Origin of the sequence: Sphingomonas sp. Leaf231 (assembly GCF_001421995.1) — a bacterium.
Taxonomy (GTDB): domain Bacteria; phylum Pseudomonadota; class Alphaproteobacteria; order Sphingomonadales; family Sphingomonadaceae; genus Sphingomonas.
In genome coordinates this window covers 912551-936952 of the sequence record NZ_LMLS01000002.1, presented here as the reverse complement: position 1 = coordinate 936952, position 24402 = coordinate 912551, and the positions used below count along the sequence as shown (strand labels likewise).

The following is a 24402-nucleotide window of genomic DNA, read 5'->3' as shown; positions in this document are numbered from 1 at the left end:
GCCGACGGCCTTCCACCGTCACCAGCGGGCGCGGGTGGCCGCGATCGGCAGCCGGCTACGGAGAACAGCGATGATCGAACGGCTGATCGCCATCATGGCGCGCCTGCGCGGGCCGGACGGCTGCGAATGGGACCGTGCACAGACCTTTGCGACGATCGCGCCCTATACGATCGAGGAAGCCTACGAGGTCGCCGACGCGATCGAACGCAGCAACCTGTCCGAGTTGAAGGATGAACTCGGTGACCTTCTGCTTCAGGTCGTGTTCCACAGCCGCATCGCCGAGGAACAGGGCGTGTTCGGGTTCGGCGACGTCGTGGCGGCGATCAGCGACAAGATGGAGCGCCGCCATCCGCACATTTTCGGCGACGAGGCCGAGGGCGGGCACCATCGCTGGGAAGAGGTAAAGGCTGCCGAGCGCGTGACCAAGGGCGCGACCGGCGCGTTGAGCGGGGTCGCGACCGGGCTGCCGGCGTTGCTGCGAGCCGAAAAGCTACAGAAGCGCGCGGCGCGGGTCGGGTTCGACTGGCCCGACGCTGCGGGGCCACGCGCCAAGATCGACGAGGAGCTGGCCGAAGTCGAGGGCGCCACGACCCCCGAAGATGTGGCCGAGGAGATCGGCGACCTGCTGTTCACGACGGTGAATTGGGCGCGACACCACGGCGTCGATCCGGAAGCGGCGTTGCGGGCCGCGAACGCGAAGTTCGAGCGTCGGTTCGCGGCGATGGAGAAGGAGGCGGGCGCTTCCTTCCCCGCGCTGTCGCTGGACGAGAAGGAAGCACTCTGGGTGCGGGCCAAGGCGGCGGAATAACCATCGTCGCGGGCGGCACGACGAGGATGAAGGTGTCACATTCTCGACCCCAAACAAGGTCTTAGGCCCGCCCGCCCGATCGGGACCGCCTCACGGGATTCGGACTGCACGCCCGTGAAGATACCCATCCGTTCGGACCAAGCGCATTAGCACGACCGGCGGATGGTACCATCCACCCGCCATCCCGTGCGTCGCGAAGCGTTGACGGCCCTTGTTGGCGATCCCGTCGGGCGTCGAACGCTTCTAGTGCTCGCGCGTCAGGAACCGCTCATGATCGGCCGGGGACATCCGCACGTGATAGACCACCTTCGCATCCTCGACATGGCTGTCCAATACCTCCCCATGCGCGTGGAGCCACGCCGCGGCGGCACCGTCGCCGGCATCGAGCGATAGCGCATATCGCTGATGCCCCTGCGTCAGCAGTTCGGCGACCTGCCGCACCAGCGCCTCGACGCCCTCCCCGGTCAATGCGGAGATCGCCACCACGTCATCGCGGCGCTGCGCCTCCGCCAGCAGATCTTCGCGCGTGTCGCCCCCGATCAGGTCGAGCTTGTTCCACGCCTCGATCACCGGCGTCTCATCGGTCACGCCGACCTCTGCCAGCACCGCCTCGACGTCGGCCTTCTGCGCCGCGCTGTCGGGATGTGCCACATCGCGAACGTGCACCAGCAGGTCGGCCGACACGACTTCCTCCAGCGTCGCCTTGAACGCCGCGACCAACTGCGTCGGCAGTTCTGAGACGAAGCCCACCGTGTCCGACAGGATCGCCTTGTCGATCCCCGGCAGGCTGATCTGGCGCAACGTGGGATCGAGCGTGGCGAACAACAGATCCTCCGCCATCACGTGCGCACCGGTCAGGCGGTTGAACAGCGTCGACTTTCCGGCATTGGTATAGCCGACCAGCGCAATGACCGGCCATGGCGCACGTTGCCGCCGCTCGCGATGAAGGCCGCGCGTCCGGGTGACCTGTTCGAGTTCGCGCCGCAACCGCGCCATCCGGTCGCGGATCAAGCGGCGGTCGGCTTCGATCTGCGTCTCGCCGGGACCGCCGAGGAAGCCGAAGCCGCCGCGCTGGCGTTCGAGGTGGGTCCAGCTGCGCACCAGCCGGCCGGACTGATAATCGAGGTGGGCGAGTTCGACCTGCAAGCGCCCCTCGGCGGTCGCGGCGCGTTCACCGAAGATCTCCAGGATCAGCCCGGTGCGATCGATCACCTTGGCCTCAAGCGCGGTTTCCAGATTGCGTTGCTGGATCGGCGTCAGATTGCCGTCGAAGACGACCAGCCCGGCATCCTCCATCCGTGCACGCGCGGCGAGCTCCTCGATCTGGCCCGAGCCGATCAGCGTCGCGGCGCGTGGCGTGCGGACGCGCAACGCCACCCGGTCGACGACGACCACGCCGATCGCGCCAGCCAGACCGGCGGTTTCCTCCAGCCGGGCATCGGCGTCGCGCGACGATCCGCCGAGGTCGGGATAGACGACGATCGCCCGCGCGCCGCGGGTGAATTCGTCGCGGTCGCGATCGAAACCGGTGCTCATGCTGGCCGTCTCACTCCTCCCCGCCGTCATCGTCGGCGTCATGGTCGTCATCTTCGTCCTCGTCCTGATCGCCGGACAGGTTCAGCGGCCGCGATGGCTGGATCGTCGATACCGCATGCTTGTAGACCAGCTGCGCCATGCCATCGCGCTGGAGCAGCATACAGAACAGGTCGAACCCGGCGATCGCACCCTGCAACATGACCCCGTTGACGAGGAACATCGTCACGGGATCTTCGGACTTGCGCACCGCCGTCAGAAAAATGTCCTGCAACAACGGCTGCTTGCGGGTGCTATCGGCCATCTGCCCGACGATTCCCGAGACATCGACCGGCCCGGCGGGCATGATCGTCGAAATGGCATGCTTGTAGATCAGCTGCGATTGGCCGTCGCGACGGAGCAGCACCGAAAAATTGTCGAACCAGGTAACGATGCCCTGGAGCTTGACCCCCTTGACGAGGAACATGGTGACGGGCGTCTTGGACTTGCGGAGCGCATTGAGGAACAGATCCTGAAGCGACGTCTGCTTGTCGGCCATGAATTACGTGTCCTTGTTCTTGGCGGGAGGTTCCCCGCGAGGCGCGCCGTTGCCGGCGTCGGTTGCGCCGCATGGAAGCGACCGAGCCAAGTTAGGGTTCCGCAGGGCCGGCGTCCAGATGACGGCGTCGCAGAAGCGCCGATTCGTCCGGCGACGGCGCGGAAGTTGACAAACCTCACACCACGTCGGGGCTGCCGACGCCCTGCCCGTCTCCCTGTGCGGAGCAGCGCGGTACGCGGGGTTGGCTGATGGTCGGGCATGGGCGCGACGGTAACCGGCGGCGGGAATGTAGGACAGCATAGCGGCTGACGGCGCGACTTCCCTCGCTCCGGACGGAGCGGAGTTGGACCGTACGCGGAACCCGGCCCGCGATCCCGCTTTCGCCACGGGCGGCAAATGATGGTGCCCGGGATCGCGTTCGTTATGACGCAGATCGGAGCGTCGCGCGAACGGCCACGGCGTTGTGGTCCGGCACTGGATTGCTTGGCTACGCTCGCAATGACGGTGTCGATACGGGGCCGACCGCGCCCCTTCAGCTATTCCTCGCGCGTCTCGGTGATCCCGAGCAGCTTCAGCTTGCGATGCAGGGCGGAGCGTTCCATCCCGATGAAGCTGGCGGTGCGTGAGATGTTGCCGGAGAAGCGGCGGATCTGCACGCGCAGATACTCGCGCTCGAACGTCTCGCGCGCCTCGCGGAGCGGCGCACCCATGATCGCGCTGCCGGCGGTCCCGGCATCCTGCGTACCAAGCACTTCAGCTGGCAGCAGATCGAGATCGATGCGCCCGATCCGGTCGCCCGGGGTCAGGATGATGGTACGCTCCACCACGTTGCGCAATTCGCGGACGTTGCCCGGCCATTCGTAGGATTGCAGCGCTACCAGCGCATCGGTGGCGATTTCCGGCGGCGGTACGCGGCGTTCGGCGGCATAATGCGCGACGAAATGCTCGACCAGCGCCGGAATGTCCTCGCGTCGCTCGGCGAGCGGCGGGATCGTCACCGGCACGACGTTGAGCCGATAGTAGAGGTCCTCGCGGAACCGGCCTTCGGCGATTTCGGTGCTCAGGTCGCGCGCGGTGGCGGAAACGACGCGGACATCGACCTTGACCACCCGCGTGCCGCCGACGCGCGTGAAGCTCTGATCGGTCAACACGCGCAGGATGCGGGCCTGCGTGGCCGGCGGCATGTCCGCGATCTCGTCGAGAAACAGCGTGCCGCCATGCGCCTGTTCGAGCAGTCCGGTACGGACGAGGTCACCGCCCTCCTCCACGCCGAACAATTCCTCCTCGATCCGCTCCGGGTTCATCCCCGCGGTGCTGGCGATCGCGAAATTGGCGTGGGCGCGCTGGCTCCAGCCATGGAGCAGGCGTGCCGCGACCTCCTTGCCGACCCCCGCCGGCCCCATGATGAGCACCCGGCTGCCCGTCGCCGCCACGCGCTTCAGGGTAGCGCGCACCGCGTTCACGGCCGTGGAACTGCCGGTCAGGTCGGTGCCGCGCCCGCTGGCGGCGCGCAGCGACTTCACCTCGGCGCGCAGCCGCTCGGTCTCGGTCGCGCGTTCGACCATCAGCAACAGGCGTTCGGCCTGGAACGGCTTTTCGATGAAGTCGGCCGCGCCCTTGCGGATCGCGGCGACCGCGGTGTCGAGCGTGCCGTGGCCCGAGATCACCAGCACCGGGATCGACGGATCGCGACGCTTGATCTCCTCCAGCAGTTCCAAACCGTCGAGCCGCGAGCCTTGCAGCCAGACGTCGAGCAGGACGAGGCTGGGCCGCCGGACGGCGATCGCCTCCAGCGCGGCGCCGCTGTCGCCAGCGGTGCGGGTGCCATAACCCTCGTCCTCCAGCACGCCGGCCACGAGTTCGCGGATGTCGAGTTCGTCATCGACGACGAGGATGTCGAGCGCCATGGGTTCAGATCCGGTTTCTGGTCAACGCGGCGATCATGCGACCGTCGTCGTGGGAAGGATGATCGTCGTCGGTGACCAGCGCGGCGAGCGGGCCGGTATCGAACGACAGGGTGACGATCGTGCCGCCGCCGGGCCGATCGGCGAAGGTCATGGTGCCGAAATGCTCCTCGACGATCTTCTTGACGATCGCGAGGCCCAGCCCCGTACCACGGGCGCGGGTGGTCATATACGGCTCGACGATGCGGTCGCGCTCCAGCGGCAGGCCGATGCCGGTGTCGCTGACCGCGATCGTCACGCGGTCGTCGACGTCGGCCAACGTCATGGTGATGCTGCCCTCGCTCGCGTCGGCCTCCTCGACCGCCTCGACCGCGTTCTTGACGATGTTGGTCAAGGCCTGGCCCAACTGACGGCGATCGCAAACCAGCGAGGGGGCGGGATCGGCGTGTTCCAGCGCGAAGCGGATGCCGGGATGCGCGACTTCGTGGAGGAACATGGTCTGCCGCGCGATGTCGACCAGCGATTCGTCGCGGAACACCGGCTTGGGCATCCGCGCGAACGAGGAGAATTCGTCGACCATCCGCCGCAGGTCGCCCACCTGCCGCACGATCGTGTCGGTCAGCCGCGCGAACGTGGTGTCGCCCGCCTCGATCTTGCTGCCGTAACGGCGTTGCAGGCGTTCGGCGGCGAGCTGGATCGGGGTCAGCGGGTTCTTGATTTCGTGCGCGATACGGCGTGCGACATCCGCCCATGCCGCGCGGCGCTGATCGGTCAGCTGCTGCGTGATGTCGTCGAAGGTGATGATCGGGCCGCTGCCGTCACGCGCGATCCGGGCCGCGAACGTCCGCATTTCACCTTGCACGTTCAGCTGCACCGCCGCTTCGCGCCCCGACTGGTCGAGCAGCGCATCGAGTTCGGGCGCGACGTCGTGCAGCTTGCGCCCGACCGGCGGCTCGGCCAGCCCCATCAGCACCTGCGCCGAGCTGTTGATGAGGCGGATGGTGCGGTCGGTGGCGTCGATGGAGATCACGCCGGCCGACACGCCCGACATCACCGCCTCGATCAACGCGCGGCGGCTGTCGAGTTGCGCGTTAGCGGTGGTGAGCGCGGTATTCTGCGCCACCAGCCGCGCGGTCATGCTGTTGAAGGCGTTGGACAAGGTGCCGATCTCGTCACGTTCGCGCGTTTCGGTGACGCGCGCCGACAAGTCCCCCCCCTCGACACGGCGGGCGGCATCGACAAGCTCGCCGACCGGGCGGACGAGACGATCGGCGACGGTCAACGCGATCCACACCGCGACCCCGACGATCAGCAGCGACACGATCAGGAGCGCGGCGTTGAAGCGCAATTGCAGCGAGCGGGCGCGGGCAATCAGCTGCCGGTAATCGGCCAGCACCGCGCTGCCGCGGTTCATCTGCGCCTCCAGCTGCTGGTCGAACACGCGCGCCGAATAGAGATAGGTGCCGGGTTCGTAGTCGAGCGGGGTCAGCGCGCCCACGCGGTCGGACGCCGGGATCACCACGGTGCGCGCGCCCGCGTCCAGCTTGGCGGTCATCGCGGGGGTGACGTTGCGGTCGAGCGGCCGGTCGTAGGGATTGACCAGCGCCAGCGTGCGCAGCTCGCCGTCCTTCCCACGCTGCACCACCAGCGCCTCAGACAGGTTGCGCAGGTACAATTGGTAGAACAGCCCCTCGGTGAAGCGCTTGCTGTCGATCGCATTGTCGCGCAGGTACCCCGCCAGATCACCCGACATGGTCACCGTCTCACTCGATACGCGGTCCAGTTCCTTGCGATAGCTTTCCTGCGCGATCGAAGCGGCGTTCTCGAACATGCCGCGTGCACGGTCCGAATACCAGAATTGCACGCCGTACTGGAACAGCAGCGAGGCGAAGATCGTCACCAGCAATGCCGGCACGGCGGCGACCAGCGAGAACAACAGCACCAGCCGCACGTGCAGCCGTCCACCGACCCCGACCGGCGAACGCGCGGCGCGGCTGATCGCGATCCGCCGGCCGAGCAGCATCATCAACGCGATCCCGGTGACGATATTGGCGACCAGCAGCGAGGCGACCAGTGGCGGCTGGATCAACCGACCTGGATCCCCCTCCCCACGTAAGGCGAAATAGCTGGCGACCGCCACCGCCACAGCGGCGGCCAGCACCATCAGCTCGATCGCGGGCGTCACGCCGACGCGGCGCCCCGCACCGGTCGGGGAAGAGGAGGAAGAAGTCACTCCTGCGAACATCCCCCTGTTGCTACAACATCAGTGTTGCATGGAAAACACATATTTAACGCACGTGATCGCGATCAAGCCACGGCGTGTCCCGCGCCATGGCGCCGCGGTCAGGCGTCGATCATCCCGCCACCACGCACGCCGACATCGATGCCGAGCATATCGAGCCGCTTGCGCAGCGTGTTGCGGTTCAGTCCGATCGCGCGCGCGGCACGCAGCTGGTTACCGCCGTGCCGTGCCAGCATCGCCTCGATCAGCGGGCGTTCCACCTCGCCGATGATGCGGGCGTAGAGCGACCCATCGTCCAGCGCGCGCGGTTCCTGCCGTGCCAGCCGCTCGATCATCGCGCGCACCGCCGCCTCGATGCCCGGATCGGGCGCGGCGTCCACGGCGTCGCCATTGCCGCGCCCGATCGTCGCGCGCAATTCGCCCGCACCGATCCGGTCGTCGCGCGACAGGGCGGCGAGCCGGCGCATCAGGTTCTCCAGTTCACGCACGTTGCCGGGCCAGTCGTGCGCCTCCAGCACCGCCACCGCCTCGCCCTCCAGCGTCTTGCGCGGCAGCCCCTCGGTCACGGCGCGATCGAGGAAGTGCCGCGCCAGTTCCGCGACATCGCCGCGCCGTTCGCGCAGAGGCGGCAAGGCGATGGGCACGACGTCGAGCCGGTAATAGAGGTCCTCTCGGAACTGCCCCCCGGCCACTGCCTGCCGCAGATCGCGGTTGGTGGCCGCGACGATCCGGACGTCGGCGCGGATCGTACGCGCGCCGCCGACGGTCGTGAACTCGCCAGATTGCAGCACGCGCAACAGCCGGGTCTGCGCCTCGATCGGCATGTCGCCGATCTCGTCGAGGAACAGCGTGCCGCCCGCCGCCTGCTCGAACCGTCCGGCGGTACGCTGCGCCGCGCCGGTGAACGCGCCGCGTTCGTGGCCGAACAATTCCGCCTCGATCAGGTCACGCGGGATCGCGGCCATGTTGATCGGCACGAACGGCGCGGCGCGGCGCGCGCCCAGATCGTGGATCGCGCGCGCCACCAGTTCCTTGCCGGTGCCCGATTCGCCCGACACCAGCACGGTCAGGTCGTTCGAGACGACCCGCGCGATCACCCGGTATACGTCCTGCATCGCCGGCGAACGCCCAATCAGCGGCAGCGAGGGATCGTCATCCGCCACCTGCGCTTCATCGGCGGCGCCGCCGCGCCGCGCCAGCGCCGCCGCAACGGTGCGGGTCAGCGTGTCGAGGTCGAACGGCTTGGGCAGGTAGTCATAGGCGCCCGCCTCCGTCGCGCGCACCGCGGTGGTCAACGTGTTGCGCGCCGACAGCACGATCACCGGCAAGTCGGGGCGTGTCGCCAGCACCCGCGCGACGTGATCGATCCCGTCGCCGTCGGGCAACACCACGTCGGTCAGCAACACGTCGGGAGGATGGCTTGCCAGTTCCCGCCCGAGTTCGGCCAATGTCGCGGCGGTGCGCACCTCATGGCCGGCGCGACGCAGCGCGTGCGCCACGACGGTACGGATCGCATCGTCGTCATCGACCAGCAGGACGCGCGTCATGCCACGGCCCGCGGCAGGAGGATGCGGAACACCGTTTCGTGCGGAATGCCCTCTCGCGAATATTGCACGATCCCGCCCATATCGCGCACCAGCTTGTCGACCAGCGCCAGCCCGAGCCCCTTGCCCTCCGGCCGCCCGGACACGAACGGATCGAACAAATGGTCGGCGATGTCGGCGGGTGCACCCGGCCCGCTGTCGATCACGCAGATCTCGATCGGCAACGGCGTACGTCCGCGCCCCTTGCCGGCGGCGACCGTCACGCCGTGACGGTAGGCGGTGGCCAGCGTGATCCGCCGTTCGCCACGCTCGCCCAGCGCCGCCGCAGCATTCTTGAGCAGATTGACGATCACCTGCAACAACGCGTCGCTGTTCCCCAACGCCTGCGGCAGCGACGGATCGTATCGCTCCTCGATCACGACGCCGCGCGCGAACCCCGCCAGCGCGACTCCGCGGGCATGGGCCAGCAACGGGTAGATGTTCATCGCCGCCACCTCGCGCGGCCGCGTGTCGGTGAAATCCTCCATATGGTCGATCAGCGCCGCGACGCGATCGACCTCGGCGATCATCAACTGGGTCAGCCCGGCGACATCGACGCCGTCCGCGATCAACTGCGCCGCGCCGCGAATGCTGGACAGCGGATTCTTGATCTCATGCGCCAGCATCGCCGCCGCGCCCACCGCCGATCGCGCCGCAGCCGCCCGGTCGGTCGAAACGCCCAGCCGCCGCGACGCGCCGGCATGGTGAAGCGTGATCGTTCGCCAGCCGGGATGGTCGACCACCGCCGCCTCCACCAGGTCGACGCGCAATTGCAGGCCGCGCACCGTCTGGATCGCCGCGTCGTAGATCGCGAAGGCATGCGCGTCGCGGCGCGCGTCGGCATCGGGGAACGACACGATCGCGGTCAGCGGCTGGCCCAGCATCGCGCGTTCGGACAGGTTCAGCAGCGTCTCGCACTCGGCATTCACCCGCGCGATCCGGTCCGCGGCATCGACCACCAGCACCGCGACCGGCAGCGCGGCGAGCAGTTCCGCCGCATCCGGGCCGCGAGTCGCCAGCATCACGCCGCGTCGCTCAACCGGTAGGGAGCGTAGAATTCCGCCAGCATCGCCTTGACGCGATCGGCGTCCGGTTCCTGATTGACACGGTTGCGAAACTCCGCCGAGCCGTTCAGCCCCTTGGTATACCAGCCGATATGCTTGCGAGCCATGTTGACGCCGGTGAAGGTGCCGTAGTGCGTCAGCATCGCATCGTAATGTTCGGCGATGACGCGATATTGCTCGTCCAGCGAAGGATCGGGCAATCGCTCGCCGGTGCGCAGCCAGTGCATGACCTGCGCCAGCACCCATGGCCGGCCATAGGCGCCGCGCCCGATCATCACGCCGTCCGCGCCCGATTGCTCCAGCGCCTCCGCCGCATCCTCGACCGAGCAGATGTCGCCGTTGGCGATCACCGGGATCGACACCGCATTCTTGACGCTGCGGATAAAGCGCCAGTCGGCCACGCCCTTGTACATCTGGTTGCGGGTGCGACCGTGGACTGTCACCATCTTCACGCCCAGATCCTCCGCGATCCGCGCCAGTTCGGGGGCGTTCAGGCTGTCGTGGCACCAACCCATCCGCATCTTCAGCGTCACCGGTGCGTCAACCGCCGCGACGATCGCCTCGATCAGCTGCGTCGCCAGCTTCAGGTCGCGCATCAGCGCCGATCCGGCGTCGCCATTGGTCACCTTGCGTACCGGGCAGCCCATGTTGATGTCGATGATCGCCGCGCCCTTGTCCCGCGCCAGCTTCGCCGCCTCTGCCATCTCGTAGGGAGTGCAGCCGACCAGCTGCATCGACACCGGTTCCTCCGACAGGTGCCAGGCCGCCTTCTGGATCGACTGCCGCGTCTCGCGGATCGCCGCCTGGCTGGCGATCATTTCGGTGACGTTCAGCCCCGAACCGTAGCGACGGACGAGCGTGCGGAACGGCTGGTCGGTCACGCCGGTCATCGGCGCAAGCACGACAGGCTCGTCGATCCGCACATCGCCGATCTGGATGGGTCGAAGCATAAGGGGTGCCGGTACTGCCTTAAAAATAGGCAGATACCCGATAGGGGCCGTGCTGGCAAGGTTGCGGCTGAGCGCTTCCGCGCGCGGCGAAGCCATTTCCTCGGGCCGCAACCTGCTCTAGGGCGCAACGCATGACCACGGTCGCCCTCATCGTCGCCGCCGGTACCGGCTCCCGCAGCGGCAGCGTTCTTCCCAAGCAATTCGCCCCGCTCGCCGGCCGCGCGATGCTGGCGTGGAGCCATGACGCGCTGTCGGGGCATCCCGCGATCGACCGCGTGGTCGTGGCGATCGCGCCCGGTCAGGAGCCGCTGCTGCATGCAGCGCTGCCGGGTGCCGAATGGGTGATCGGCGGGGCCGAGCGGCACGACAGCGTCGCGGCGGGGTTGGCCGCGCTGGGCGAGGCGACGCGCGTGCTGGTGCACGACGCGGCGCGGCCGTTCGTATCGGCGGCGGTGATCGATCGGCTGCTGGCGGCGCTGGACACCGCCGAAGGCGCGATCCCGGTGCTGCCGGTCGCCGACACGCTGGTCGCCATCGATGGTGTCACGGTGGCGCGGGATCGCCTGCGCCGCGTGCAGACCCCGCAGGCGTTTCGTCGCCATGCACTGGCCGAGGCACATGCGCGATGGGACGGAACGGTCGCCACCGACGACGCGCAGATGGTGCGCGCACTGGGCAGGACGGTGGCGATGGTGGAAGGCGATACGATGCTCGAAAAAATTACCTACCCCGCCGATTTCGCCGCCGCGGAGGCGCGCGTCGCCACCGAGACGCGCTCCGCCAGCGGTTTCGACGTCCACCGGCTGGAGGATGGCGAGGAATTGTGGCTGGGTGGCGTGCTGATCCCGCACCATCAGGGGCTGTCGGGGCACAGCGACGCCGATGTCGCGCTGCACGCGATCACCGATGCGGTGCTCGGCACGATCGCCGCCGGTGACATCGGCACGCACTTCCCGCCCAGTGACCCGCAATGGCGGGGCGCGGAATCGGGGCAATTCCTTCGCCATGCGCGATCGCTGGTCGAGCAGCGCGGCGGGCGCATCACCTTCGTGGACGTGACGTTGATGTGCGAAGCGCCGAAGATCGGGCCGCATCGGACAGCGATGCAGGCGCGTATCGCGGAACTTCTGGGCCTGTCGACCGATCGGGTCAGCGTGAAAGCGACCACCACCGAACGACTTGGCTTCACCGGACGCGGTGAAGGGATCGCCGCGCAGGCGATCGCCACCATCGAACTGCCGCGCACGTGGCCGGCATGAGGACGCTTGCCGCGCTTGGCACGATCGTGGCGCTGGTCGCGTCGCCGGTCGCCGCTGCACAGGGCGCGTGCCTGAATGCATCGGATGCCGAGTCGATCGCGCTGGTGGCGATGCCCGACATCATCCGCGATGCCGGGCGCGTGTGCGCCCGCTTGCCGGCCACCAGCCTGCTGCGACGGCAAAGCGGTGAGTTCCTTGCCAAATACGACCGGGAGGCCGATCGCGCCTGGCCGGCGGCACGCACCGCGATCGCCAAGCTCAGCGATCCCGCGGTGGAATTGCTGCTGCTCAGCGACTATGCGCGTCCGATGCTCACCTCGATCTTCGCCCCCCAGATCAGCGGACGCATCCAGCCCGCCGACTGTCCGACGCTGGACCGGCTGGTCACGTTGCTGGAGCCGCTGCCGCCCCGCAACACCGCCGGGATCGTCGTCGCCACCTTGCAATATCTCAAGGCGGAGAAGAACAAGGGCAAGCGCACCGACATTCCCGATCTGCCGGTGTGCCCCGCATCATGAGCGACATGACATTGCCGCCGGAACTGGTCGACGCCGCACGACGCGTGGTGGAGGCGAATCGGGCGCTGGGCCGCCGCGTCGCGGTGGCGGAAAGCTGCACCGGCGGCCTGGTGTCCGCTGCGCTGACCGAGATCCCCGGATCGTCCGAGGTGCTGGAAGCGGGCTTCGTCACATATTCCAATTCCGCCAAGCAACATCTGCTGAGTGTCAGCGGCGACGTGCTCGACACGTTCGGCGCGGTGTCGATCGCGGTGGCGTGGAGCATGGCGCAAGGCGCGCTGATCAAATCCGGCGCGGACGTGGCGGTGGCGATCACCGGGGTCGCCGGACCGGGCGGCGGCAGCGAGAAGAAGCCGGTCGGCACCGTCGTGTTCGCCCGCGCGGAGCGTGGCGGCGACCCGGCGGACGTGGTCGCCGACAAACGTTTCTTCGGCGATCTGGGCCGTGGTGGCGTGCGGCTTCAGGCGGCGCTGTGCGCGCTGGAATTGTTGCTGCCCGACGCGCCGTAGAGGACGGCGGCGCGTTCCTCGAACGCGCCGATCATCCGGCGCAGCGCGACGCCGAACACCTGCCCGGCCAGCATCTCGAACATCCGGTTCTTGAACGCGAAATCCACCGAGAAGTCGACCAGGCAACCGCCGTCACCATCGGCACGGAACCGCCAGTCGTTGTTCAGATACTTCAGCGGACCCTCGATATATTCGACGCGGATCGTGTCGGGATGGTGCTTCGTCACCTTCGACGTGAACGTCTCACGCAGGCCCTTGAAGCCGACGATCATGTCGGCCAGCGTCTCTTCCTCGCCGTCCTTGCGGACGCGCATCGCGCTGACCCACGGCAGGAACTCCGGATAGCGCCGCACGTCCGCGACCAAATCGAACATCTGCTGCGGCGTGTAGGGCAGCCGGCGCGTCTCGCTATGTTTAGGCATTCGGTCGCGTGGCCAGTTTTGCGTCGCGCGCCGCCTTCATCTTCGCGAAATCGTCGCCGGCGTGATAGCTCGACCGCGTCAGCGGGGACGAGGCGACCAGCAGGAACCCCTTGGCCCGCCCGATCGCGGCATAGGCGTCGAACGCCTTGGGGGTCACGAAATCCGCGACTTTCGCATGGCGAGGCGTGGGCTGGAGATACTGGCCCATCGTCAGGAAATCGATGTCGGCCGACCGCATGTCGTCCATCACCTGATGAACCTCCAGCCGCTCCTCGCCCAATCCCAGCATCACGCCGGATTTGGTGAAGATCGAGGGATCGAGTTTCTTGACGCTCTCAAGCAACCGCAGCGACGCATAATAACGAGCGCCAGGGCGGATCGTCGGATACAGCCGCGGCACGGTTTCCAGATTGTGATTATATACGTCCGGACGTGCGGCAACGATTGCCTCTACCGCCGCCTCATGCTTGTTACGGAAGTCGGGAGTCAGGATTTCGATGGTGGTGTTCGGATTGGTACGGCGAATTGCTTCGATGACTTTCACGAACTGCTTCGCCCCGCCGTCCGGCAGATCGTCGCGATCGACCGAGGTGACCACGATATGAGCAAGACCCATCTGCGCCGCCGCATCGGCGACGTTCTGCGGCTCCATCGCGTCGACCGCGCGCGGCATCCCCGTCTTCACGTTGCAGAATGCGCAGGCGCGGGTGCAGGTGTCGCCGAGGATCATCACCGTGGCGTGCTTCTTGGTCCAGCATTCCCCGATGTTCGGGCATGCCGCCTCCTCGCAAACCGTGGTCAGGCTTTTCGAGCGCATCAGCGCCCGGGTAGCCGCGAAGCCTTCACTGGTGGGTGCCTTCACCCGGATCCAGTCCGGCTTGCGTTGACGCACGGGAGCCGGGAGCGGGGTCATGTCGTTCATCACCGACAGATAGCGTTTACTCACTCCGGAAACAACGAAGGGCTTTTGTAGGATGAGAAAGTTCCACGACCTGATCGAGGGCTATTACCGCTTTCGCGGCAACGAATGGATCGAGGAGCGCGAAAGCTGGAGCAAGCTGGCCGATGGACAGCAGCCCAAGGTCATGGTGATCGCCTGTTCCGACAGCCGGGTCGATCCGGCCACGATCTTCGGCACCGTACCCGGCGAGGTGTTCGTGGTACGCAACGTCGCCAATCTGGTGCCGCCGTTCGACCCGTCCGGCGGCCTGCACGGCGTGTCGGCGGCACTGGAGTTCGCGGTCACGGTGCTGAAGGTGGACGAGATCCTGGTGCTGGGCCACGGCCAGTGCGGCGGCGTCAAGGCGTCGCTGTCCGGCGCGCTGCGCGATGCCAAGCCGGGTGAAGGCGGGTTCGTCGCGGAGTGGATCAAGCTGCTCGATGACGCGCGGGAGAAGGTGATCGCGGAGCATGGCGACGGCCCGGCGGGGCAGAAGGCGCTGGAGCAGGAGGGCGTGAAGGTATCGATCGAGAACCTGAAGACCTTCCCGTTCGTCCAGTCGCGCCTCAATGACGGATCACTGGCGCTGCACGGCGCGGTTTTCGCGATCAAGGACGGCAAGCTGAACGTGCTGCAGGAAGACGGACGTTACGAAGCAGCGTAAGCGGCGATCGTTCCGATGAACGCGGCCGCCCGTCCCCATGGCTGGGGCGGGCGGCCGTTTTCTTTGGCGAGCGGTGGACGGAGGGGACGAATTCGCCCCTCTCCCCTCGCCTCACCCGGCGTGCGGGCTGACCGTCGCGCCGACGTCCTTCTTCGGCGCATCCGCCGTCACGCGCACGCTTAGTTCGCGCAATTGCTTGACCGAGGCCGGCGACGGCGCACCCATCAGCAGATCCTCGGCACGCTGGTTCATCGGGAATAGCGAGATTTCGCGCAGATTCTGCGCGTCGCACAACAGCATGACGATCCGGTCGACGCCAGCCGCCATCCCGCCGTGCGGCGGCGCGCCATATTGGAATGCGCGGTACAGGCCGCCGAACCGCTCCTCGACATCCGCCTTGGACAGGCCGACCAGCTCGAACGCCTTGACCATCAGATCAGGGTGCTGGTTGCGGATCGATCCCGACGCGATCTCATAGCCGTTGCACACCAGATCATATTGATACGCCTTGATCGTCAGCGGATCCTGCCCGGTCAGCGCGTCCATCCCGCCCTGCGGCATCGAAAACGGATTGTGCGCGAACTCGACCTTCTTCTCGTCCTCGTCATATTCGTAGAAGGGGAAGTCGACGATCCAGCACAGCCGGAACGCACCCTGTTCGATCAGGCCGAGCTGGTCGGCGACGCGGGTGCGCGCCAGCCCGGCGAGCTTGGCGGCCTGCTCCTCCTTGCCGGCGGCGAAGAACAGGCCGTCGTCCGGTCCCAGCCCGAGCGCGGCATAGAGCGCCTCCATCCCCTCGGCCCCGTGGTTCTTGGCGATCGGCCCACCGAACTCGCCGCCCTTGCGGGTGACATAGCCAAGCCCGGCATGCCCCTCGGCGCGCGCCCATTCGTTCATCTCATCGAAGAACTTGCGGCTCTTCTCCGCGGTGCCCGGTGCCGGGATCGCGCGCACGACGCCGCCCGAGCCGACGATCTTCTCGAACAGCCCGAAGCCGGAGGTCGTGAAATGCGACGACACGTCGGTGATGATGAGCGGGTTGCGCAGGTCGGGCTTGTCGCTGCCGTATTTCAGCATCGCTTCGTGATGCGGGATGCGCGGAAACGCGCCCGACGGCGTCACGGTGCGACCATCGGCGAACTTCTCGAAGATGCCGCCGATCACCGGCTCCATCGTCTCCCACACTTCTTCCTGCGTGACGAAGCTCATTTCGAGGTCGAGCTGGTAGAATTCGCCCGGCAGCCGGTCGGCGCGCGGATCCTCGTCGCGGAAGCACGGCGCGATCTGGAAATACCGATCGAAGCCCGCGACCATCAACAGCTGCTTGTACTGCTGCGGCGCCTGCGGCAGTGCGTAGAACTTGCCGGGATGAATGCGGCTGGGCACCAGGAAGTCGCGCGCGCCCTCCGGCGAGGAGGCGGTGAGGATCGGCGTCGAATATTCGGTGAAGCCGACATCCTCCATGCGGCGGCGCATGTCGGAGATCACCTTGGTGCGGCGCACGATATTGGCGTGCAGCGTTTCGCGGCGCAGGTCGAGGAAGCGATAGCGCAGGCGGATGTCCTCGGGATAATCCTGCTCGCCCGCCACCGGCATCGGCAGTTCCTCGGCCGCCGACAGCACGGTCGCCCCGCGCGCGTAGACCTCGATCTCGCCGGTCGCGAGGTTCGGGTTCACGGTGCCCTCGGAGCGGCGCTTCACGCTGCCGTCGATCGTCACGACCGATTCGACGCGCACGCCGTCGAGGATCGCCAGCGCGGGCGAGTCGCTGTCGGCGACGATCTGCGTGATGCCGTAATGGTCACGCAGGTCGACGAACAGCACGCCGCCGTGGTCGCGCTTGCGATGCACCCAGCCGGACAGGCGGACGGTGTCGCCGGCCTGTTCGGCGGACAGCGCGGCGCAATTGTGGGTGCGATAGGCGTGCATGACGATGGTCTCTGACTAGGCGTCCCACGCAGGCGCGGGACGAAAGGTGCGATGATTGCGCCCTCCCCTTTCGGAACCCTCTTTGTCAACCCGGACGCACGCGGCTATGGACGACCACTTATGCATGTTCATCCGCTCATCACCGACAGCGCTACGCTCGCCAACCTGTGCGCGCGACTTTCCGACGCGCCCTTCATCACCGTCGATACCGAGTTCATGCGCGAGAGCACCTATTACCCGGAGCTCTGCCTGATTCAGATCGCCGATACCGAGGAGGCCGCGGCGATCGACCCGATGGCGCCCGGCATCGACCTGACCCCGCTGCTGAACCTGCTGGTCGACAATGAGGACGTGCTGAAGGTGGTCCATGCCGGCGGGCAGGATATCGAGATCATCTACAACCTGACCGGGCGCACCCCGCACCCGTTGTTCGACACGCAGGTGGCGGCGATGGCGCTAGGGCAAGGCGAGCAGATCGGCTATTCCAACCTGGTCGACAGCTGGCTGGGCATCCAGGTCGACAAGGGCGCGCGTTTCACCGACTGGGCGCGCCGCCCGCTGGACGCGCGGCAGATCGAATATGCGATCGGCGACGTGACGCATCTATCGAATATCTTCCCTAAAATGCTGGATCGGTTGAAGAAGACCGGGCGCGGCGCGTGGCTGGACCAGGAGATGGAGCGGCTGGCCGATCCCGCCAATTACGCCAACGATCCCGACGTGGCGTGGAAGCGCGTCCGCGTATCGAGCCGCAAGGCCGACGTGCTCGGCCGGTTGAAGGCGATCGCCCGGTGGCGGGAGCTGGAGGCGCAGGCCAAGGACCTGCCGCGCGGCCGGATCGTGAAGGACGAGACGATCGCCGATCTCGCCGGCCATCCGCCCCGCAAGCAGGCCGACCTCGCCAAGGTGCGCGGCCTGTCGCAGACGTGGGCGGGCAACGACATCGGCGCACGGTTGCTGGCGGCGATCGACAATGCCGCACCGCTGTCCGACGCGGAGATGCCGCCGCGCGAGGATCGCAAGCCCGGGCTGGGCAAGGAGGGCGCACTGGTCGCCGACCTGTTGAAACTGCTGCTGAAGATCCGCGCGCGCGACATCGACGTCGCGCCGCGGCTGCTGGCGCGCGGCGACGAGCTGGAAGCGCTGGCCGCCGGGCAGCGTGACGGGTTGCAGATCCTGCAGGGCTGGCGGTTCGACCAGTTCGGGCAGGACGCGCTCGATCTGGTCGAAGGACGCCTGGGCTTCGCTGTGCAGGATGGACGGTTGAAGATGACACGAACCGAGGCGGCGGCATGAAGCGCGCGGTCGCGCTGGTCGCCGGGGGGCTGTTGACAGCGGCAGGTTGCGCAAAGCCGGCGCTGCCGGTGGCAGGCAACGTTACACCGGGCGTGCAATGCGATGCCAACGCCGCGCAGGCGCTGGTCGGTCGTCCGGCGGCGCAGGTGGCGGCCGAGGCGCAGCGGCTGAGCGGTGCGCGATCGGTGCGGCGCTATGCCACCGGCGACATGCTGACGATGGATTTCCGTCCCGACCGGCTGAACATCGAAACCGATGCGGCGGGCAATGTGGTGAAGCTGAGCTGCGGTTGACCCGACGCGTCGGCGCTGCGCCGACGCGGAGCCTGGTCGTCGAACGTGAGCGCGGCCGTTCCAGATGCGGTCGCCACCTACGATAGTGGGTCATCGCGATCGCGAGGCCGGTCGCGGCGACGATCGTTACCAGGCCGAGCCGGTCGGTGGCAGGTCGGTAGCATCGCACGGCGACGCGCCCTTACCGGCGCCTGCCATGGTACGTTTGCGACCGATGTTAAGACCACGCGCAAATTGGCGACAGTCGTCAATTCTCGCGGAACGACCTTCCGTTATCGCGGCTTTATCAGTGCCTTACGGTCTGAACTGCCATTCGACGGGAGGCACCGATGCGAATCTTTCATCTGAACTGCGGGACCGATTGCCCGCTGGGCGGTGCGTTGTTCGACGGACGAAGCCGCGGCCCGCTCGGGCACATCGTGTGCCAGTGCCTGTTGATCGAGACCGATGCACATGGGCTGGTGCTCGTCGACACCGGTTACGGCCTGCGCGACGTCGCGCATCCCCACGCGCAGCCCGATCCGCGCATCAGCGTGCCATGGCGGATGATGCTCAACATCCGCCTGCACGAACGCGAGACGGCGATCCGCCAGATCGAGGCGATGGGGTATGCCGCCGGCGACGTGCGGCACATCGTCGCCACCCATCTCGACTTCGATCATGCCGGCGGACTGGAGGATTTTCCCAACGCCACCGTGCACGTGATGCAGCGCGAATATGACGATGCCACCGGCCCGCGTGCCGGGATCGTGGCGCGCAACCGCTGGCGGCCGGCGCAGCTGAACGGAGTGGATCGCTGGCAACGCTATGGTGCGCGCGGCGAGCGCTGGTTCGGGTTCGACGCGGTGCGCGATCTGGAAGGGTTGCCGCCGGAAATCCTGATGGTGCCGTTGCCGGGGCATACGTGGGGCCATGCCGGGGTCGCGGTGCGCAAGGACGACGGGCGGTGGCTGCTCCATGCCGGGGACGCGTATTTCTATCGTGGCGAGATGCGGCAGGCGCGGCGGCGCTGCACGCCGGGCCTGCGCGCATATCAACGGCTGATGGAGGTCGACGCCACCGCGCGGATCGACAACCAGCAACGCCTGCGGCGGTTGTCGATCGAGCGCCGGGACGCGGTGACGGTCACCTGCACCCACGATCCCGTCGAACTGGAACGGTTGCAGGCGGGACGACCGTTGTAACGGTCAGTCCGCCTTCACGACCGCGACGATGGGAAAATGATCGGACGGATAGCGCGCGCCGTCATGCGTGGTCAGCACGCTGGCGGACACCGGACGGAAGCCCTTCACCATGACGTAGTCGATCCACTTGCCCGGCTCGGCCGTGCCGGTGAAATCGTGGAAGGTGCCGGACGGCGCATCCTTCGTGCGCGCGGGTGCGGACGCGTCGGTCATGAACGCGGTCAGGCGACGAACCGCCGCGCTGTCCGGCCGGGTGTTCAGATCGCCGGTCAGCACGATCGGCAGGCCCCTGGCGATCGTTGGCAACCGCTTCGCGATCAACGCGGCGCTGCTGGTGCGCGCTTCCTCGTCCTCCGCACCGCGATGCGCGAAATGGGTGTTCGCCATGACGAAGCGCAGCGGCTTCTTGTCGCGCATCGTCTCGAACACGCCCCAGGTCACCATCCGCGGCAGGTTCGCGCCCCAGCTGATGCTGCCCGGCTTTTCCGGCGTCTCCGACAGCCAGAAGTCGCCGCTGCGCAGCAGCCGCAGCCGGTCGGCACGGTAGAAGATGCCCATATATTCGGTGTCGTGCCCGCCCAGCCGGTCCCGCCCGAACCAGCGATAGCCGGGCAGCGCGGTGACCAGATCCTCGCCCTGCGACCGGAGCAATTCCTGCGTGCCGATCACATCGGCATCCGCCTCCCGCACGGTGCGCATGAAGACCTCGCGCCGCGCCGACCACACGTTGGCGCCATCGGCGGGATTGGCGAAGCGTACGTTGAAGGTCATGACGCGCACTTCCTGCGCCAGCGCGCCGCCCGCGGTCATCAGCCCCGCCGCCAGTGCCGCCATCATCGCGGTCATCTTCACGCTTTTCATCGTAAAACCCTTCGTTTGTAGCGCCTTGCCTGCGACCGTAGCAGCAATGACCCGCGATGGGGACGACGACCGCATAAAAGCTGGCATTGCCGCGGCGCAATCAAATCCACGCCCCGCTCGTGCGCATTTCGGCGCAGGGGATGACAGGCGCATGACGGACCGGGACGCGCGCGCCGGTGCAGAGGTAAGTGAATGCTCGATCCGATCCGACTGACCCATCTCCAGCGGCTGGAAGCCGAGGCGATCCACATCATGCGCGAGGTGGTGGCCGAGGCGGCCAACCCGGTCATGCTGTATTCGGTCGGCAAGGACAGCGCGGTGATGCTGCATCTGGCGCGCAAGGCATTCTTCCCCAGCCCCCCGCCCTTCCCGCTGCTGCACGTCGATACCACGTGGAAGTTCCGGGAGATGTATCGCCTGCGCGACCGGATGGCGACCGAGAGCGGCATGACCCTGCTGATCCACCAGAACCCGGAGGCGATCGAACGCGGGATCAACCCGTTCGATCACGGCGCGGTGCACACCGACATGTGGAAGACCGAGGGGTTGAAGCAGGCGCTCGACAAATGGAGCTTCGACGCCGCATTCGGTGGCGCGCGCCGCGACGAGGAGAAGAGCCGCGCCAAGGAGCGCATCTTCAGTTTCCGCACCGCGACCCATGGCTGGGACCCCAAGAACCAGCGGCCGGAGTTGTGGAACCTGTACAACGCGCGCAAGAACAAGGGCGAAAGCATCCGCGTCTTCCCGATCTCCAACTGGACCGAGCTGGACATCTGGCAATATATCCACCTGAACGACGTGCCGATCGTCCCGCTGTATTTCGCGGCCGAGCGCCCGACCGTCGAGCGGGACGGAATGCTGTTGATGGTCGATGACGATCGTTTTCCGCTGCACCCCGGCGAGACGCCGGTGCTGCGGTCGGTGCGGTTCCGCACGCTGGGCTGCTATCCCCTGACCGGTGCGGTCGAGAGCCGCGCGACGACGTTGCCCGAGATCATCCAGGAAACGTTGCTGACCACCACCAGCGAGCGGCAAGGCCGTGCGATCGACAGGGATGCCGGCGGCGCGGGAATGGAAGTGAAGAAGCAGCAGGGGTATTTCTGATGACCGATGCACCTGCCTATGTCGTCGACGAACTGGTCGCGCGCGACATCGATGCCTACCTCGACAGCCATCGGCACAAGACGATGCTGCGCTTCATCACCTGCGGTTCGGTGGATGACGGCAAATCCACGCTGATCGGGCGGTTGCTGTACGATTCCAAGATGATCTTCGAGGATCAGCTGGCCGCGCTGGAGAGCGATTCGCGCAAGGTCGGCACGCAGGGTGCCGAGATCGACTTCGCGCTGCTGGTCGACGGCCTGGCCGCCGAGCGGGAACAAGGCATCACGATCGACGTCGCCTACCGCTTCTTCAACACCGACAAGCGCAAGTTCATCGTGGCGGATTGCCCCGGCCACGAACAATATACGCGCAACATGGTGACCGGCGCGTCGACCGCCGATCTGGCGGTGATCCTGATCGATGCGCGCAAGGGCGTGCTGACGCAAACCCGGCGGCACAGCTACCTGTGCCACCTGATCGGCATCCGCAACATCGTGCTGGCCGTCAACAAGATGGATCTGGTCGGTTACGATCAGGCGACGTTCGATGCGATCGTCGCGGATTATGCCGCCTTTGCGCGATCGATCGGGATCGAGACGTTCACCGCGCTGCCGATTTCGGGCTTCAGGGGCGACAATATCACGATCCGTTCCGCGCAGACGCCGTGGTACGACGGGCCGACGCTGGTCGAGCATCTGGAAACGGTCGAATTGCTGTCGTCGGTCGACGCCGACAAGCCGTTCCGTTTGCCGGTGCAATGGGTCAACCGCCCGCACCTGGATTTTCGCGGGTTCGCCGGGCTGATCGCGAGCGGCATCGTGCGGGTCGGCGATGCGGTGCGCGTGCTGCCTTCGGGAAAGACCAGTCGGGTCACCCGGATCGTGACGCTGGACGGCGATGTGGAGCAGGCGGTCGCCGGACAGTCGGTGACGCTCTGTTTCGCCGACGAGATCGACTGTTCGCGCGGCGACGTGATCGCCGCCGCCGACCGTCCCCCGCAGGCCGCCGACCAGTTCGAGGCGACGCTGGTGTGGCTGGCCGACGACGCGCTGCGCGTCGGGCGCAGCTACTGGCTGAAACTGGGGACGCAGACGGTGTCGGTGACGGTGCAGCAGCCGAAATACGTCGTGAACGTCAACACGCTGGAACAGCTTGCGGCCAAGACGCTGGATCTGAACGCGATCGGCGTTGTGGAGCTGACCACCGATCGCGCAATCGTATTCGAGCCCTATGCTGACAACCGCACGCTCGGCGGGTTCATCCTGATCGACAAGCTGACCAACGCCACGGTGGCGGCGGGGATGCTGCATTTCAGCCTGCGCCGTGCGCAGAACGTCCACTGGCAGGCGATCGACATCGGGCGCGACGCGCATGCGACGCTGAAGGATCAGCGACCGGCCGTGCTGTGGTTCACCGGCCTGTCGGGATCGGGCAAGTCGACGATCGCCAATCTGGTCGAGAAGAAGCTGCATGCGCTGGGGCGGCACACCTTCCTGCTCGACGGCGACAATGTGCGGCACGGGCTGAACAAGGACCTGGGCTTCACCGAAGCCGACCGGATCGAGAACATCCGCCGCGTCGGCGAGGTCGCGAAGCTGATGACCGATGCGGGGCTGATCGTATTGACCGCTTTCATCAGCCCGTTCCGTGCCGAACGCGAGATGGTGCGCACGATGCTGCCGGGTGGCGAGTTCGTCGAGGTGTTCGTCGACACGCCGTTCGAGGAAGCCGAGCGCCGCGACGTGAAGGGCCTCTATAAGAAGGCGCGGGCCGGGCAGTTGAAGAACTTCACCGGGATCGACAGCCCCTATGAGCGCCCCGAACGACCCGAGGTGCGTATCGACACGACGGCGACGACGCCCGAGGATGCGGCGGAAGAGATCGTCGCACTGCTGCTGCGGCGATCGTGAGCGGGGCTGTGGATGAGTCGATGAACGATGCGGCGCTCGCCGCGCATCTCGCCCGGACGGCGGGCGCGCTGCTGATGACGGTGCGCGACAGCGATACCGTGGCCGGCGCTGCGCTGGGCTGCGCCGGGGATGCGATCGCCAACCGCTTCCTCGTCGAGGCGCTGCGCGCGCAGCGACCCGACGACGCGGTGCTGTCGGAAGAGGAAAAGGACTGCCGCGACCGGCTCGACAGGTCACGGGTGTGGATCGTCGATCCGGTCGACGGTACGCGCGAATATGCCGAGCGGCGCGATGACTGGGCGGTGCATGTCGCGCTGGCGGTGGACGGCGTGCCGGCGATCGGCGCCGTGGCGCTGCCCGCGTCGGGGATCGTGCTACGCAGCGATGTACCGTTGATTGTGCCGCCCGCGCCCGCGCGGTTGCGGATGGTGGTCAGCCGCTCGCGCCCCGCCGCCGAGGCGCTGGCGGTCGCCGCGGCGCTCGAGGCCGAGCTGGTGCCGATGGGCAGTGCGGGAGCCAAGGCGATGAGCGTGATCCTGGGACAGGCCGACATCTACCTGCATTCTGGCGGCCAGTTCGAATGGGACAGCTGCGCCCCGGCCGCCGTCGCGCTGGCGCACGGCCTTCACGCCAGCCGCATCGACGGCAGCCCGCTGACCTACAACCAGTCCGACACGTACCTGCCCGACCTGCTGGTCTGTCGTCGCGAGCATGTGGCGGCGGTGTTGGCGGCGCTGCCACGCGACTAGACCGGATCGTCATCCAGCGCCTCACGGGTGCCGGACCGCTCGCCAGTGAAGATGATCCCCCTGTTCGGGCAAACCGTGTTCGCGCGGTCGGGCGCATTTGCTCGATCACCGCCGATGCATTCGCAATGAAGCGGCCCCACGT

At 67.2% G+C, this 24402-nt stretch carries 22 protein-coding genes; 11 read left to right on the top strand and 11 right to left on the bottom strand.

Features of this window, described 5'->3' with window-relative positions:
- Positions 1 to 70: 70 nt before the first annotated feature.
- Positions 71 to 808, top strand: coding sequence for a nucleoside triphosphate pyrophosphohydrolase (mazG, locus tag ASE95_RS10645; RefSeq protein ID WP_056635416.1), 738 nt, complete (start codon positions 71 to 73; stop codon positions 806 to 808).
- A 243-nt stretch (positions 809 to 1051) separates the two neighbouring features.
- On the opposite strand, the gene hflX is transcribed toward mazG, so the two are convergent.
- From hflX to dusB, 7 genes are all read right to left on the bottom strand, one after another.
- Positions 1052 to 2344 (bottom strand): GTPase HflX, encoded by a 1293-nt coding sequence (hflX, locus tag ASE95_RS10640; RefSeq protein WP_056635414.1) that lies wholly within the window; start codon positions 2342 to 2344, stop codon positions 1052 to 1054.
- A 10-nt stretch (positions 2345 to 2354) separates the two neighbouring features.
- Entirely contained in the window at positions 2355 to 2879 is a 525-nt protein-coding gene (gene hfq, locus ASE95_RS10635) for an RNA chaperone Hfq (RefSeq protein WP_056635411.1), read from the bottom strand.
- Between the two features lie 536 nt (positions 2880 to 3415).
- Complete coding sequence (ntrX, locus tag ASE95_RS10630) at positions 3416 to 4786, bottom strand: nitrogen assimilation response regulator NtrX (RefSeq protein ID WP_056635408.1); 1371 nt, start codon at positions 4784 to 4786, stop codon at positions 3416 to 3418.
- A 4-nt stretch (positions 4787 to 4790) separates the two neighbouring features.
- Positions 4791 to 7028 (bottom strand): sensor histidine kinase, encoded by a 2238-nt coding sequence (locus ASE95_RS10625; protein ID WP_056635405.1) that lies wholly within the window; start codon positions 7026 to 7028, stop codon positions 4791 to 4793.
- A 98-nt stretch (positions 7029 to 7126) separates the two neighbouring features.
- A complete protein-coding gene (gene ntrC, locus ASE95_RS10620) occupies positions 7127 to 8572 on the bottom strand; it encodes a nitrogen regulation protein NR(I) (protein WP_056635402.1) in 1446 nt (481 codons plus the stop codon).
- On the bottom strand, positions 8569 to 9630 hold the full coding sequence (locus ASE95_RS10615; RefSeq protein ID WP_056635399.1) for a two-component system sensor histidine kinase NtrB: 1062 nt from the start codon (positions 9628 to 9630) through the stop codon (positions 8569 to 8571). Before ASE95_RS10615 ends, ntrC begins: the two co-directional genes overlap by 4 nt.
- Positions 9630 to 10622 (bottom strand): tRNA dihydrouridine synthase DusB, encoded by a 993-nt coding sequence (dusB, locus tag ASE95_RS10610; RefSeq protein ID WP_056635396.1) that lies wholly within the window; start codon positions 10620 to 10622, stop codon positions 9630 to 9632. Before dusB ends, ASE95_RS10615 begins: the two co-directional genes overlap by 1 nt.
- 131 nt (positions 10623 to 10753) lie before the next feature.
- On the opposite strand from dusB, the gene ASE95_RS10605 reads away from it, so the two are divergent.
- Genes ASE95_RS10605 through ASE95_RS10595 form a run of 3 tightly spaced genes read left to right on the top strand, consistent with a single transcriptional unit; the run spans position 10754 to position 12908 of the window.
- Positions 10754 to 11881: a bifunctional 2-C-methyl-D-erythritol 4-phosphate cytidylyltransferase/2-C-methyl-D-erythritol 2,4-cyclodiphosphate synthase gene (locus ASE95_RS10605; RefSeq protein ID WP_056635393.1), complete on the top strand. Its 1128-nt coding sequence runs from the start codon at positions 10754 to 10756 to the stop codon at positions 11879 to 11881.
- A complete protein-coding gene (locus ASE95_RS10600; RefSeq protein ID WP_056636241.1) occupies positions 11878 to 12399 on the top strand; it encodes a hypothetical protein in 522 nt (173 codons plus the stop codon). The genes ASE95_RS10605 and ASE95_RS10600 overlap by 4 nt, the downstream gene beginning before the upstream one ends.
- Positions 12396 to 12908 carry a CinA family protein gene (locus ASE95_RS10595; protein ID WP_056635390.1) on the top strand — a complete coding sequence of 171 codons (513 nt, stop codon included), beginning with the start codon at positions 12396 to 12398 and terminating at the stop codon, positions 12906 to 12908. The genes ASE95_RS10600 and ASE95_RS10595 overlap by 4 nt, the downstream gene beginning before the upstream one ends.
- On the opposite strand, the gene ASE95_RS10590 is transcribed toward ASE95_RS10595, so the two are convergent.
- Both ASE95_RS10590 and lipA read right to left on the bottom strand, forming a co-directional pair.
- Complete coding sequence (locus tag ASE95_RS10590) at positions 12860 to 13330, bottom strand: type II toxin-antitoxin system RatA family toxin (RefSeq protein WP_056635387.1); 471 nt, start codon at positions 13328 to 13330, stop codon at positions 12860 to 12862. The genes ASE95_RS10595 and ASE95_RS10590 overlap by 49 nt on opposite strands.
- The gene (gene lipA, locus ASE95_RS10585) at positions 13323 to 14252 is read right to left on the bottom strand and encodes a lipoyl synthase (protein ID WP_056635385.1); all 930 of its coding nucleotides are present in this window, start codon (positions 14250 to 14252) and stop codon (positions 13323 to 13325) included. Before lipA ends, ASE95_RS10590 begins: the two co-directional genes overlap by 8 nt.
- Before the next feature lie 52 nt (positions 14253 to 14304).
- Between lipA and ASE95_RS10580 the strand changes: the two genes are divergently transcribed.
- Positions 14305 to 14934, top strand: coding sequence for a carbonic anhydrase (locus ASE95_RS10580; RefSeq protein WP_056635382.1), 630 nt, complete (start codon positions 14305 to 14307; stop codon positions 14932 to 14934).
- A gap of 111 nt (positions 14935 to 15045) precedes the next feature.
- Here the strand turns inward: ASE95_RS10580 and aspS are convergent, their stop codons facing one another.
- On the bottom strand, positions 15046 to 16863 hold the full coding sequence (gene aspS / locus ASE95_RS10575; RefSeq protein WP_056635378.1) for an aspartate--tRNA ligase: 1818 nt from the start codon (positions 16861 to 16863) through the stop codon (positions 15046 to 15048).
- A 120-nt stretch (positions 16864 to 16983) separates the two neighbouring features.
- On the opposite strand from aspS, the gene rnd reads away from it, so the two are divergent.
- The 3 genes from rnd (at position 16984) to ASE95_RS10560 (ending at position 19636) form a co-directional block, all read left to right on the top strand.
- Positions 16984 to 18159 carry a ribonuclease D gene (gene rnd / locus ASE95_RS10570; protein WP_056635374.1) on the top strand — a complete coding sequence of 392 codons (1176 nt, stop codon included), beginning with the start codon at positions 16984 to 16986 and terminating at the stop codon, positions 18157 to 18159.
- On the top strand, positions 18156 to 18452 hold the full coding sequence (locus ASE95_RS10565; protein WP_056635372.1) for an I78 family peptidase inhibitor: 297 nt from the start codon (positions 18156 to 18158) through the stop codon (positions 18450 to 18452). The genes rnd and ASE95_RS10565 overlap by 4 nt, the downstream gene beginning before the upstream one ends.
- Positions 18453 to 18781: 329 nt before the next feature.
- A complete protein-coding gene (locus ASE95_RS10560; protein ID WP_056635370.1) occupies positions 18782 to 19636 on the top strand; it encodes an MBL fold metallo-hydrolase in 855 nt (284 codons plus the stop codon).
- Between the two features lie 3 nt (positions 19637 to 19639).
- Here ASE95_RS10560 and ASE95_RS10555 read toward each other — a convergent pair whose 3' ends face one another.
- Positions 19640 to 20497 carry an endonuclease/exonuclease/phosphatase family protein gene (locus tag ASE95_RS10555; RefSeq protein WP_235528267.1) on the bottom strand — a complete coding sequence of 286 codons (858 nt, stop codon included), beginning with the start codon at positions 20495 to 20497 and terminating at the stop codon, positions 19640 to 19642.
- Positions 20498 to 20689: 192 nt separating this feature from the next.
- On the opposite strand from ASE95_RS10555, the gene cysD reads away from it, so the two are divergent.
- The 3 genes from cysD to ASE95_RS10540 are packed head-to-tail and all read left to right on the top strand — an operon-like array spanning position 20690 to position 24260.
- On the top strand, positions 20690 to 21601 hold the full coding sequence (gene cysD, locus ASE95_RS10550) for a sulfate adenylyltransferase subunit CysD (protein ID WP_056635368.1): 912 nt from the start codon (positions 20690 to 20692) through the stop codon (positions 21599 to 21601).
- The gene (cysN, locus tag ASE95_RS10545) at positions 21601 to 23511 is read left to right on the top strand and encodes a sulfate adenylyltransferase subunit CysN (RefSeq protein ID WP_056635365.1); all 1911 of its coding nucleotides are present in this window, start codon (positions 21601 to 21603) and stop codon (positions 23509 to 23511) included. The genes cysD and cysN overlap by 1 nt, the downstream gene beginning before the upstream one ends.
- A gap of 20 nt (positions 23512 to 23531) precedes the next feature.
- The gene (locus ASE95_RS10540) at positions 23532 to 24260 is read left to right on the top strand and encodes a 3'(2'),5'-bisphosphate nucleotidase CysQ (RefSeq protein ID WP_056636239.1); all 729 of its coding nucleotides are present in this window, start codon (positions 23532 to 23534) and stop codon (positions 24258 to 24260) included.
- The last annotated feature ends 142 nt before the right edge of the window (positions 24261 to 24402 follow it).